We start from the raw sequence: 12,208 nt of genomic DNA on the forward strand, positions 1-12,208 counted from the left end.
GCATTCGGGAGCGTTTATTCTATATTGCCTGGCTTTATATTAATGTTATTATCCACGCAGCAACGAAGAATCCGGCAGCTATTATCGCAGGTATCAGTATCTTTGCCGTGGCTATCATGGAATCCATTGCCGTCAGCATCTTCTCCCTCTGGTTTATCCCCCATATATAGAAGTTCTTCATCGTCTCCGAGTACCAGAATAGGCTGGCCGTTTTCATGTTTGACATTGCAGAAGTTACCATTTTGTCAAGCTCGGAGCTCATCTTGGAATAGCTTGAAGTGCTGCCTAGAACGTTGCTGGCTGTCTGCCTGAGCGAATTGACATAATGCGTATCCGTAGTGTAAAGCTCAAAATCGATGTTGAATTTTTTAGACAGGTGAGCCAGTATCCTTTCCCTGAACTTCGGGTTCATGTTGTTGGCGTTGAACTGTATTATTCCGAAGTCCCTGCCGCCTATACGGAACACTATTGCATTAGAATTTCCTGGAGCAAGGTCCTTGGGGTTGCCGAGCTTCTCGCAGATGTTTGCCGATGCTGAACCAACCTCCAATGTTTTTGACGAAGATATTTTTGATAATCCCTTTATAGCTTCCAGGTAATCCTTGAGCACCTTGGAATCGAATTTTACCGCTGCGAGTTCATCGGCGGGTGCAGTTTCATATCTGGAGTTGTGAGCATCCACCACTGTTATGTTCTTGGCAAATCCGGAAAGCGCATGCTTTATTATTACTGAAGCTTCCGGAGTTATGTCTTCCGTGACGCGAGGAGCCCTGGTCAGCGTGGCGATTGCCGAATCGCCGAATTTTATGAGCTTGACCATAGCGCCGTTTGATTCTCCGTAATAATATGAATATTCCTGATCCTCAGTGCCCTGCCTGAAATGCTTCATCGTGTTGTCTATAGTGCGCCTGAGCTGTGAGAACTGGTCGCTGGATATGGCGTTGTAGTCCTCGTTTATCGATGAATGCAGGACCACGCCGTTGGCCTTGTAGCGCAAATTTATGTGGCGCTCTATGAGATAGGGAAAATTGCTGCTGCCCAGGGTGCCAACAGGGCCGAAATGTATGTTTGGCACGGTTATGACGAATATGGGCTTTCCAGATTTTCCAGTACATACTATCGAGTCTACGCCTATGTCGGCCTTTTCGCCGAAGGGCTTCTTGACTTTCCTGTTCGGGACGGCAATGTTTATGCTGAAGAGCCAGTTCTGTATCATCTGTGAGAACGTGTCTATGCCGCTGAATCCGAGGCTTTTCTTTATCGGGGAGTCTATGAAATATATTATTGTATAGCTTATCAGAAGGAATACGAATATTGCTGCGTATAGCTTTATCAGCATGACGCCGATTGGAAGCGTTACGCCGAAAAATATCACGCTGGCCGGGAGGAAGAATATCAGGTTTATTGTGGGCTGCAGCAGCGAGAACATTGAAGCGTTCTTGGACCTGTTCATTATAAGCTTGTTGACGAAAATCCACCATGCAAATATGCTGGCATCTCCGACTATTATGGCAGCGAGAGCTAGGGCGTATGAATGGAATATATAGAATACAGCGCCGGAAAATATCAGGAATATACCGTAGGTAAGCTCCGCGAGTAGGGAAACGAATATTATGTATTTTACGCGTATGTAGCTGCGAATGGCCTTGAACAGCATTATGTTTATTGTGGTTGGGACTATTATGGCAAGTATGCCTCCTATCGCACCGCTTATTAGGGCGTAGGCAAAGCCAGAAAGAGGATCGGAGATGTGTGCTATATAAGCAGTTATTGGGCCTACGACAAGCCCGAGCAGCACGAGCATCGCGTAGAGGCTGGCAGAGCTCGGAAGGTTCTTGGCGAACATGCTAACATGGCTCAGGGCACCTGTGTAACTTTTATCTGCCATAAAATGCACTTTATGCTTGATGCGTTGTGCGGGCGCTTGCATGCCCGCTTAAAAAATGCAGCAAATAGCTTATTAAGCCGTTTTGTCGCTGCGCTTCTTGATAGCTACTTCCCGTACCTTCTCTTGCGCCTTGAGAATTCGCTTATTGCTGCACTCAGGTCTGCCTTGCCGAAGTCAGGCCAGTACTTATTGCTAAAATAAAGCTCCGAATAAGACGACTGCCACGGAAGAAGCCCAGACAGCCTTTCCTCCCCCGAAGTCCTTATTATCAGGTCCGGATCCGATATCTTGGCTGTCCTGAGGTTCTTTTTCAGCGAGTCCTCGCTTATGGAGCGGGGAGCCGCACCTGAGGCCAGAAGCTTCTTCGCAGCGTAGAGTATGTCGTCATGCCCCCCGTATGCCAGAAGCACGTTTATGTAGAACTTGTCATACTTGGCAGTACGCTTTTCGACGCTTGAGAGCGCCTTGTTTACCGCTTTCGGTATAAGCTTCCTGTTGCCTATTATTTTTAAGCGTGCCTGTGTGTCGTCCAGCATCTTCAGTATCTCCTTGTCATAAGCCGCGCGCACGTAGAGCTTGTAGAGTATGCTTAGCTCCTGGCTTGTCCTTTTCTGTATATTTTCTGTGGACAATGCCCAGACGGTCAGGCTCTTCGAGCCGAAACTTTTCAGCCACAGCGAGAATTTTACGAACTTCTTTATCCCGTAGTTGTAGCCGTTAAAGAGATTCATCTTGTTGGTCTTAGCCCATCTCCTGTTGCCATCGGGAATCAATGCTACGTTTGCGGGGATTATGAGCTCTCTGTTAGACATTACTGCACCTAGTTAACGCCACTTCAAATACCTTTTATTGTTATTAATTTAAATTCTTTACTAAAATCTTTGCAGGGACAAACATGCCGAACCGTTTCAATTATAAACTATTACAACATAATAATATAATAAACAAGCACGGCTTGTTGTGGTGCATTTTTTGATCAGGGATATGCTTTTTTATGAGCCCGAAAACCTCGACTCGATAAAGGGAAACGAGAACGCCATAGCAGAGCTTAGGCGCTTCGCGCTTTCTTACAAGATGGGCAGGCGCGAGAAACCGCTGCTAGTCTACGGGCCCACAGGCACTGGCAAGAGTTCCGCCATAAGGCTGCTGGCCAGGGAGAACGGCTGGAATGTTGTAGAGCTGACAGCCAGCGATTACAGGGACAAGAGTGCTATAAGCGGAACGCTTGCCGCGGCTTCGCAGTCCAGGGGGCTCTTCGGAGGCAGGAACCTTATAATGCTCGATGAGATAGACGAGCTTAGCCCAAGGTTCGACAAGGGGGCGAGCACTGCCATAAGCGAGCTCATAAGCAGCTCCAAGAATCCGATAATAATGATTGCGAACGACATGTGGGACCAGAAGATAACGTTCCTTAGGGGCGCAACAACGCCTGTTGAGTTCAAGAAGCCCAAGCAGTTCGTAGTCGAGGAGATACTTGCAAGCGTAGCTTCCGAAGCCGGAATAAAGGCAAACAAAGATGTTATAACGGCAATAGCCAGGCGCTCCAACGGAGACGTCAGGAGTGCGATAGGCGACCTCCTTATACTCGGCGACGCTCCCGACGAGGCGCTGGATTACATAGGGCTAAGAGATAGGAAAGGCTACATATTCGAGACCCTTGACAGGATATTTCTTTCCAACACTATAGCAGCGCCTCTTCGTGCGATAACAAATGCCGAGGATGCAGGCGACATGCTCATAAAATGGATAGACCAGAACATACCGAAAAGGTATTCTTACATTTCTGACATAGCGACAGCATATGAGAACCTGGCCGAGGCGAGCATATATTATACAAGGGCTATAAGGGCACAGTATTACACTTATTGGAGGTACATGAACGTCATGATGTCCAGCGGCGTGGCGCTGTCGAAGAACGTTTATCCCAGGGTTACTGCACGCTACGAATTCCCAAAGGCCATAAAAGAGCTGAGCGCCACGAAGGGCGAAAGGTCCATAAGCAACGAAATCGCAAAAAGGCTGCAGAGGCAGATACACGAAAGCCTCTCGAAAATAAAAGAGCATTACATACCGCTCATTGCCGCGATGGTGAAGAATTCAGAAGAAGAGGAAATCAGCGATTTCCTTGAAAGCAAGTACGGGCTTGAGCAGAAGCAGATAGATTTCCTTAAAGCCATGAAGGTTTAATCTGCGAGCCTGGATGCGATTTCTGTGTAGAGCAGCGCCAGGAAATCGCGCATAGCGTACTCGTCCTCCAGCTTGACGCTGGCCGCCTCATTGTGGCCTCCGCCATTGGATATGTAGTCAGTGTCCTCCTTCATTTTGGATATCAGCGAAAGCAGGCGCAGCTTCCCTGAAAGCTCCTTGCTCACGCGTATTGATGCAAGGCTTTTGTTGTACACTATTGTTATTGATGGTCCGAACTTCTCGGCTACGGAATCGCTGAATATCGATGTAAACCTTCCGTGCCTGACATAGCCGTAGTAGTTTTCCGATATGTGTGAATAATCGAGCGTTACCACTGTGGCATTGCCGGCCTTGCGGGTCTTTAGGTATTTCATGCCCTTTGACACCGCTTCGTCCATCTGGGATTTCGCCTGCGTGAAAACCAGCTTGTGAGATGATTCGTCCTCTATCGTCGCTATTATGTTTTTCGGCGTAACGTTGCTGCCCCTGGCGCTCGCGTCTGTAGTCATTGCGTCCATTATCACAGCAAGCTCCGAAGGCTCTGGGTCGTCTTCGGCATAGGCGCTGTGGTCGCTCAAAAGCGATGCCTTAGTCAGGTTCTTTACCCTGATGCCCGAAAGCTTTCCGGCAACGGCGCATGTCAGTGCTCCTGCAGTAACGTCGGAGCCGAAGCCTTCGAGCCATGGGTTGAGGTACGAATAAACTATGTCTCTCTTGAAACCTTCATAGACCGGATGGTGGTCAAGCCATGCTATGTCCATGGACCCCTGTGCGTTTTTGACTGCCGTCTCGCTCTCCTCAAGCGTGCCGAAATCCGTCATAAGCAAAAGGGGCTTAATCGCGGAATGGTATGATGATAGCCTGAGCCTGTCATAGGATAGCGATTGCATTGTATATGCTACGCCCTTGTTCATTGTCCATATGCAATTAGAAGTGCACAGCCTTGTCTCTTTTGCAAGCTTCTCCAGAGCCCTGTATAGCGCTACGGCCCCGGAGGCACCATCCCCGTCGTTGTGGAAGCGTATTATTATCGGGGCACCGGATATAAAATTTAAAATGATCCTTCGCGCTACGGCCGTAAGCTTTTCCTCCATTGATGACAATGCCTCGTCCAGGGGTTTTATCCCTATCTTCTGCAAAGGATGCAGCTCAATATTTGAGGCCAGAGTCGATATTGTGCTTTCCAATTGATGCATGTCCGCCTTCCTTCCGGTTATATCCTTGGCCTCAAGCTGAAGGTCGGACTTTGAATTATCGAGCACCACTATGTCCAACGGCTCTGCTATCGCAACAGAATACAGCTGCAGCTGGGTTTTGCCAAGCAGCGTGCAGAGTTGCATCCTGTTTGAAGTTTCCTTAACGCTAGAGACTATGAATTCTTCCATTGATATCCTTTCCCGTTATGCAATGCCGCAGATTTTACTTTTTATCTGCAGATATTTGTATTTATGTATTGAATTGGCGTGCAATGGCAGCCATGATATAACATTTTTGAACTGGTGCTTTACGTAGAAGAATTAGACTGCCTGCTTGCCACTTCCGACACGCACGTGTTTTGGACGCTTGAATTTGTTATTGGAGAGCAGTAGGTTGCATTGACGTATGAAACCGCAAACCCTATGAAGCACGCGTTCGTAGTGGCCGAACCCCCGTATATGCCGGCTTCATCGCACTTTGATATTACTGTCGAAAGATTTAGAACCTGCTTTGGAACAGTGACTGAATTCACGTAGTATTCGCATGCCGTCGATATAGAGCCGTACATGTTCCCGCAGGTGCTCAGATTGTCGAACGCTACGGCTACAGAATAATAGCAGACATCGGAATTTGACGCATTCAGCAGTATTAGGCCTGAAGAAGAAAGCTTTGAACTTTGGTTTTGTGGAAGCAACCCCAGAAGGCCGGCAGTAGGCACGCCGTTGCCGGAAGTATGATCCATTTCCGAGCAGTAGGACGGATTTCCCGTCTTCATTGCAAGAACATATGAGCTTGAGGCAGTGCAATTCCCGTACATGGCGGAATTGCTTATGCCGGAGCAGTACGAAACGTCGCTGAAGTTATTCGCCTTGGCAAATGAGTATAGGCACTCGGATTTTGACGAGGAGTTCTGCAAGCTCGCGCACAAAGCTTCGTTGCCAGTGGCTATGCTGAGGTTGCCCACGCACGAATCTGCGATTGTGCCGTTGCTTATCGAAGTGCATACTGAAGCGTTCTTTGTCGAATAAGCTACGTTTTCAAGGCACGATTCCTGGAGCTGCTGCGAGGATATGCTGTGGCACATGGTCGAATTTCCAGTAGCTTCTGCCTCAGCCGTGAAACAGCTGTTGCGCTGGGTAGAGAAAACTACGCTTGAACAGCCCTTGGGCGAATCAATGTATATAGCTGCAGCAACTGCTGCTATGATTATTATGGCTAGGAGGATCCCGATGCGTATGTAGTCGTTCCTGGATTTCTGCTGTTTTTGCTCCTCATTATTGCCGCTCGGCTTATCCTGCTTTTTTACCTGGTCACTGTCCTTATTTTTATTTTCCTGAGGCTTCATTAAGGAATTTCACCCATCTGGTCTACGGTATATATGTTGAACCCCCCGGAGGTTATTTCGTAAGGGGCCAAGGCCCAGCTGTGGTTTGTGCCGCGCATCTTTACCACCTCGGCTGTAAGGGTCCTACGGTCCTCCCTGCTCATCTGGTAGAGCATTATTATGCCGTCGAATATGAAGAATTCGGGTGAATATTTGAGCTTGTCCCTGTCCGCAAAATTTATCTCTACCGTGAGCAACGTGGTTACGTTGAGCCTGCGCAGGTTTGACATCAGCATAAGCATGGACCTGCGGTAATGGTACTTGTCCACAAGCATTAGCTTGAGCAGGGATATGGAGTCTATGACAACACATCTGGCGTTGTTGCGCTTGACTATGGCTTCTATGTCGGATATTATGTTTCCGAAGGAATAAGATGCAGAATCGCTTTCGGTCTGCAGCCTTGAGGATGGATCTTCACCATCTATTATTATCGTCTGGTTTTTGATAAGGTCGTCTATGTCCTTGAAATCTTTGAAGGCCTGCTTCACGTTGCTGAGCAGCACCTCTGGCTTTTCTTCTAGGGCTATGAAAGCCCCAGGTATTCCTGCCTTGGCGTTACGGTAAAGTATTTCGAATGAGAGCAGAGTCTTTCCGGCTCCAGGGCCTCCGGCAATTATCGTCTGATTGTGCTCCGGAATCCCTCCGTCAAGCATCGAGTCAAGGCCTTCTATTCCGGATTTTATTCTCGTTAGCTCACTCATTTTACCACGCCAAGATTGAATTGCAATCGCACATTTAAATAGGTTTTCAACGGAATTATCATTTATAGTAGGAGTGCCAGCATGATGAAGCGCCTGATTTATATAGGCTTGTTGCTGCTAGCGATAAGCATAGTGTCGTATTACGCGATATTCTCTGCTCTGGCCAGCCCTACGAGCTCGGTTTTGGGCCAGAATATTACCAGGATTTACGACAACTACACCCTCAGCGGCAATGCGATAAATGTTTTCAGCTTTAACTCTACCCCTGACAATGCCAGCATATATCTCGAAAGGTCGGATGTACCTTTGGATGTGATCCTGCTGAACGGCACGGGATACGGCTTGTGGAGAACCGAGGTCAATGGTTCTGCTACGGCAACGGGCTATCTGACCCTGGCCAAAAGCCTCGAAGGAAGGGGAGCGGTAATAATATACACTAACATAACCAACGCGACCATACCGGTGACTTTTTCAAAACCTGTTTATTCCCAAAATGAATCGAATCTTTCCCTAGGCATATTGGGCGCGGGCAGATTCTACGTTCTGTCTGCCATCTCGCCGAGCTCAGCGGTAAGCAAAGCAACCGTAAAAAGCACGCTGGCCGAGGGCATTACGCTGGGCAACAGCGCAAACAGGCTTAGCGAGTTCAGCCTTGCAGGCATAACGGTTACGATAATGCTAATCGCCGGGCTCATAATAATATTGATAGGCATAATGAAGCAGGATAAAAAAAAGCAGAGCGAGGAGATAAAGCAAGAGGTCGTAGATAAACTTTACAAAGGCATAAAGAATTCCAGCTCCGAAGATTTTGCTGAACGCAAACCCAAGCACAGGGCAGGAAAGGAAGAATCAGGCAGGGGAAAATAGCCCGGACTGAGACGCCTGCACAAGCTATTTATACGTTTCCTGTCTATATGTAGTTAGACAAAAGCCAAAGTTGGTACTATGGACGAACTTGCAGAAAAAATAGCAGGAGAGATAGCACTGTCTGAAAGCCCAGGTAGCGTAATGAAAAAGTGGAGGGAGCTTTTCGGCGTGACGCAGGCCGAGCTTTCGGGAGCCATAAAAATATCCGCATCAACGATAAGCGATTATGAAAGCAACAGGAGGCTGAGCCCCGGAGTTGCGATAATAAAGAGATTCGTGGGAGCGCTTTTCGAGATAGACGAAAGCAGGGGCAGCACAGTCAAGGCAAGCCTGGAAAAGTTCGCAGGACAGCAGAAGAACGAGGAACTGCCATATATAATACACGATTTCAGCATGCCGATAACCGGCTCGGATTTCAACAGGATAATAGAGGGCAAGGTCATAGCCAACCCAAACCAGCTGGACAACATAAAGCTGTTTGGATACACGAAGCTGGACAGCCTAAGGATAATATTGGAAATGCAGCCTGCAGATTACCCAAAGCTTTTCGGCTCGACTACTGAGCGCGTTTTCATATTCCAAAACGTCAGCACCGGAAGGTCGCCGCTTGTGGTGATAAGAGTAGCCCCGATAAAGCCAAGGATAGTGGTAATACACAACCTGACAAATATAGACAAGCTCGCGGTAAAGATAGCCCAGATAGAGAAGATACCTCTACTTACGAGCAAGCTCTCAATGGAAGAGATCGAGGCAAGGCTGAGCAAGGTATAAGCCCAAGCTTATGAGTCGATAAAGCCAGGTTTTCAGCCCCACACGTCAGCATGGATTTCGTTCTGCGGAACATTGAGCTGCACAAGGGCATTTTTTATTGCCTGCACGAAAGGCAGCGGGCCGCAAACGTAAGTCGTCCTGTCATTAATGTCAGGGGCAGCTTCTTTTATCATGTCGGCGTTCACGTGACCCGTCTTTCCTGACCAGCCGTCTCCCTCCTGAGGTCTTGTAACGGTTATAAGCAGCTTTATCCCAAGCTCGTCCTTGAGCTGCATGAGCTCGTCCTTCCTTATTATTTCCGTTGGGAACTTTATGCTGTATATTAGTATTACATCGGTCCCTGCGTTTATCTTCTTTATGTGCCTTAGCATCGACATGAAGGGCGCAAAGCCTGTACCTCCGGCTATGAAAAGCACCTTGTTGTTTTCTTCTGGGACGAACTGGAACTGCCCATATGGCCCGGTTATCTGGTATTTGTCTCCTGGCTTTGACGTAGTAAAATAGGATACGTGGCCTCCGTGCTCCTTTACAACGTAAAATTCCATCTCTTCTGAGTTTGGCTCAGAGGCTATGGAGAATGCCCTGCCTATGTAGAGCTTTCCAGTATCCTTGTCGATACCGGATATCATCGCAAACATCCCGGCATCGAAATTCATAGTGCTTGAATCGACTGCCTTGAGCCTTACCAGCTGCACTTCCGGGGTTTCGCTTTCGGATTTCGTAAGCTCGTAAACTTTTTTTGAAACCGGATATATCTTTCCTGCCATTGATACCACTAAATCGAAATTTTTTATTTTCTCTTTTATATTAATTAATATAAAGTGTTTGTAGCTTTGCACTGTATTTTCAGTTTATGTGCGCCGTTGCTTTTGGTTTTGCAATCTGGCAGAAGCAATGCGAAAACCTATAAATATTACATTTGCAGTATCATATTCGTTCCCAAGGGAACGGTGAATATTTATGGTAGAAAGCACTGGGAGAAAACCCAAGAGCGCGGATTACAAAGGCACCGCAGTTGTTCCAGTTTCAGGAAACGATTTATACAATTTGAAAGAGCTTGACATTAAAAAGGAGTATCTTCTAAATGTCGTGCTGCCGTTTGCACATAGCTTGGAGTCCAATCCAGTGGATGTTTTAGTTGAGGATAGGGCTGGCTATGGATACATAAGAAGGCTGGTAGCCGAAGTTCTGCCGAGCGGAAGCGTAGGGCTTTACGACATAACTACCAAAAGGAAAGTTCCTGTGTCTGAGTACAGCATTTCATTCAATGAAGAAGGAAGAATATGTGGAGCCACGGAAGACAGGAATCTTGATGGAAAGCACGTGAACGTAGTTTATGAAGTGGATGAAACGCAGGAAGGACACAGGAGATCTTTCAAAGCACATTCGTCCAGCGTTACAGTAAGCCTTAAGCAGGGCAACAGGTAGATAACAAAGTTATACGTTGGATCCGGAGTGGTTGGCGAGGACATATTGGAAGAGATAAAGTTCCCGAACAACTTTGTACAGGTAATAACCTTACGGCCTGATGAATAAAGACGCTAAAATGGTGAAACCAATGGCTAGGAAAAACAATCCTACGGAGAAAGGAGTTATGGAAAATGTCCTTAAGGAAAGCAATGCGAAAATGATATTTGACAAGGACGAAATGGCAGTCATAAAGGATCTTGCAGTCAACAACAGCGACGCTTTGCGCGTGGTGAATGACATCATACTGGCACACAACAACGAGAAGGGCTACGTAATGGACATATTGGATGAATTGCTTAAGAATGATTTTACCGGAAATTCCCTAATATCGCTATATGAAAACTGCGACAAGGACGTAGAGCTTCTCATATGGAACGTCGAGAGTGAAAGGCTGGGAATGATGCGCAGAGAAGATCTCTGATTTTTATATTCTTTCGCTTTTTGATTCGAAGCCCGTACATCAGATGTACGAGCTTATCCTTTTTTGCATTATTATCTCTCTCAATAGCCTGCTGTTTGCTATCCAGTTCGCCGGCTTTATTTCCATTTTCTGGGATATGAACTGAAGCATTTCAGCAGTATCGTGGAGTATTGTCGGCTTTGTCTCGAGTGTTTCCCTGACGTGCTCCCTGACATTCCATACCCCAACTGGCATTATATAGCCTTCGTGAACCTCCCTTAATATCAGGGCCATTGCCTGTTTCTTCATGCCCTGCAGCTTTTCGGTTGTTGCTAGCCTTCCGGAGTAGTAGCAGCCGCCTATCTCAGCGTATGTCTTCCTGCCTTTGTAACCCTCGTACGAGCCGTATATTGATATGCTTTTACCGTCTGCATTCCATACCGTCTTTGGGTAGAAAGCTTCTATGGATTCGTACTGCCAGGAGCCAGGAATCAGGAATATGAGCCAGCGGTTGTCAAGGGCAACGTTGTAGAAAGCGTGTATCGCGTCTATGCTCTCATAGCCCTTTATCTCTTCCCTCATTGTTTTTGATATGGTATCGTCTACGGCAGTTATGCTCCATCTTGTGGGCACGAACTTGCGGGAATTTTTCAAACCGAATAGCCCTGCTGAAAGGGCCTTCTGTATAGATGAAACTTCCAGACCCTTTTTATAAAGCTCGTTTATGGCAGTGGTGGCCTTGGCGTCTGTGTCGAAATGCATGGATTCTATCATGCGGTCGGCCTTGAAATTGTAGACCTTGAAATCGCGTATCTTGGCGCTTGGGCCGAAAGGCTGGGCTTCATCTAGAACTTCAGGCTTCATGAAGGGCTTACCTGCAAACCCCAATTCCGCATCTGCAGGCTTTTCGGCCATTGCCAGGCTCTGGACAAATTCCGGGACGCCGCGCTTTTCCACGTCGTGTATGCTTGATATCTGCATGCCACGTACCAGCTTTGACCTCATCTCGACTATCTTTTCTATGCCGAAGGGTCTCCAGCGCTCTGGCATGCCCATTAGCGACGTGTCCCCGAACTCCGGAGGCACCATCGGCCCTATGAACACCTTTGGATATCCGAACCTTCCTATGAATATGTCGGTAGGTGAACTTCCAACTATCTCGCTTGATTTTAGTATGTGCATGGTTTTTGCATTATAGTAATAGCGCAGAAGCGCCGGGTCGCGCATGTGAGCGTACGCTATCGCAGAGCGCTTTACAGGTATGTCCAACTCCGCTATCTCTTTTATTGCGCTATGCCTGTCAAAAGCCATCAAGGATATTTCCACTTCAATATATTTATCAT

General features: G+C 47.3%; 12 protein-coding genes. 5 read left to right on the top strand and 7 right to left on the bottom strand.

The window, feature by feature from the left end; translation table 11 throughout:
• Positions 1 to 34: 34 nt before the first annotated feature.
• Positions 35 to 1,888, bottom strand: a complete 1,854-nt coding sequence (locus Micr_RS03905) for a DUF2070 family protein (RefSeq protein ID WP_203134370.1) — start codon at positions 1,886 to 1,888, stop codon at positions 35 to 37.
• A 104-nt stretch (positions 1,889 to 1,992) separates the two neighbouring features.
• Positions 1,993 to 2,700 (bottom strand): polyprenyl diphosphate synthase, encoded by a 708-nt coding sequence (uppS, locus tag Micr_RS03910; RefSeq protein ID WP_203134371.1) that lies wholly within the window; start codon positions 2,698 to 2,700, stop codon positions 1,993 to 1,995.
• Between the two features lie 160 nt (positions 2,701 to 2,860).
• On the opposite strand from uppS, the gene Micr_RS03915 reads away from it, so the two are divergent.
• A complete protein-coding gene (locus Micr_RS03915) occupies positions 2,861 to 4,075 on the top strand; it encodes a replication factor C large subunit (RefSeq protein ID WP_203134372.1) in 1,215 nt (404 codons plus the stop codon).
• On the opposite strand, the gene Micr_RS03920 is transcribed toward Micr_RS03915, so the two are convergent.
• The 3 genes from Micr_RS03920 to Micr_RS03930 all read right to left on the bottom strand — a co-directional run bounded on the left by Micr_RS03920 (position 4,072) and on the right by Micr_RS03930 (position 7,357).
• Positions 4,072 to 5,460 carry a DHH family phosphoesterase gene (locus Micr_RS03920; RefSeq protein WP_203134373.1) on the bottom strand — a complete coding sequence of 463 codons (1,389 nt, stop codon included), beginning with the start codon at positions 5,458 to 5,460 and terminating at the stop codon, positions 4,072 to 4,074. The two genes, Micr_RS03915 and Micr_RS03920, sit on opposite strands and share 4 nt — an antisense overlap.
• Before the next feature lie 119 nt (positions 5,461 to 5,579).
• Complete coding sequence (locus tag Micr_RS03925) at positions 5,580 to 6,617, bottom strand: hypothetical protein (protein ID WP_203134374.1); 1,038 nt, start codon at positions 6,615 to 6,617, stop codon at positions 5,580 to 5,582.
• Complete coding sequence (locus tag Micr_RS03930) at positions 6,617 to 7,357, bottom strand: ATPase domain-containing protein (RefSeq protein WP_203134375.1); 741 nt, start codon at positions 7,355 to 7,357, stop codon at positions 6,617 to 6,619. The genes Micr_RS03925 and Micr_RS03930 overlap by 1 nt, the downstream gene beginning before the upstream one ends.
• Positions 7,358 to 7,438: 81 nt before the next feature.
• Between Micr_RS03930 and Micr_RS03935 the strand changes: the two genes are divergently transcribed.
• A complete protein-coding gene (locus tag Micr_RS03935) occupies positions 7,439 to 8,224 on the top strand; it encodes a hypothetical protein (RefSeq protein WP_203134376.1) in 786 nt (261 codons plus the stop codon).
• Between the two features lie 78 nt (positions 8,225 to 8,302).
• Positions 8,303 to 8,995, top strand: a complete 693-nt coding sequence (locus tag Micr_RS03940; RefSeq protein WP_203134377.1) for a helix-turn-helix domain-containing protein — start codon at positions 8,303 to 8,305, stop codon at positions 8,993 to 8,995.
• Between the two features lie 32 nt (positions 8,996 to 9,027).
• On the opposite strand, the gene Micr_RS03945 is transcribed toward Micr_RS03940, so the two are convergent.
• Positions 9,028 to 9,762 carry a ferredoxin--NADP reductase gene (locus Micr_RS03945; protein ID WP_203134378.1) on the bottom strand — a complete coding sequence of 245 codons (735 nt, stop codon included), beginning with the start codon at positions 9,760 to 9,762 and terminating at the stop codon, positions 9,028 to 9,030.
• A 193-nt stretch (positions 9,763 to 9,955) separates the two neighbouring features.
• On the opposite strand from Micr_RS03945, the gene Micr_RS03950 reads away from it, so the two are divergent.
• Together Micr_RS03950 and Micr_RS03955 are read left to right on the top strand one after the other, a co-directional pair.
• Positions 9,956 to 10,423 carry a hypothetical protein gene (locus tag Micr_RS03950; RefSeq protein WP_203134379.1) on the top strand — a complete coding sequence of 156 codons (468 nt, stop codon included), beginning with the start codon at positions 9,956 to 9,958 and terminating at the stop codon, positions 10,421 to 10,423.
• A 130-nt stretch (positions 10,424 to 10,553) separates the two neighbouring features.
• Positions 10,554 to 10,886 (top strand): hypothetical protein, encoded by a 333-nt coding sequence (locus Micr_RS03955; protein ID WP_203134380.1) that lies wholly within the window; start codon positions 10,554 to 10,556, stop codon positions 10,884 to 10,886.
• 39 nt (positions 10,887 to 10,925) lie between these two features.
• Here Micr_RS03955 and Micr_RS03960 read toward each other — a convergent pair whose 3' ends face one another.
• A complete protein-coding gene (locus Micr_RS03960; protein ID WP_203134381.1) occupies positions 10,926 to 12,176 on the bottom strand; it encodes an Nre family DNA repair protein in 1,251 nt (416 codons plus the stop codon).
• Positions 12,177 to 12,208: the final 32 nt, after the last annotated feature.

Origin of the sequence: Candidatus Micrarchaeum sp., from assembly GCF_016806735.1 — an archaeon.
Taxonomy (GTDB): domain Archaea; phylum Micrarchaeota; class Micrarchaeia; order Micrarchaeales; family Micrarchaeaceae; genus Micrarchaeum_A; species Micrarchaeum_A acidiphilum_A.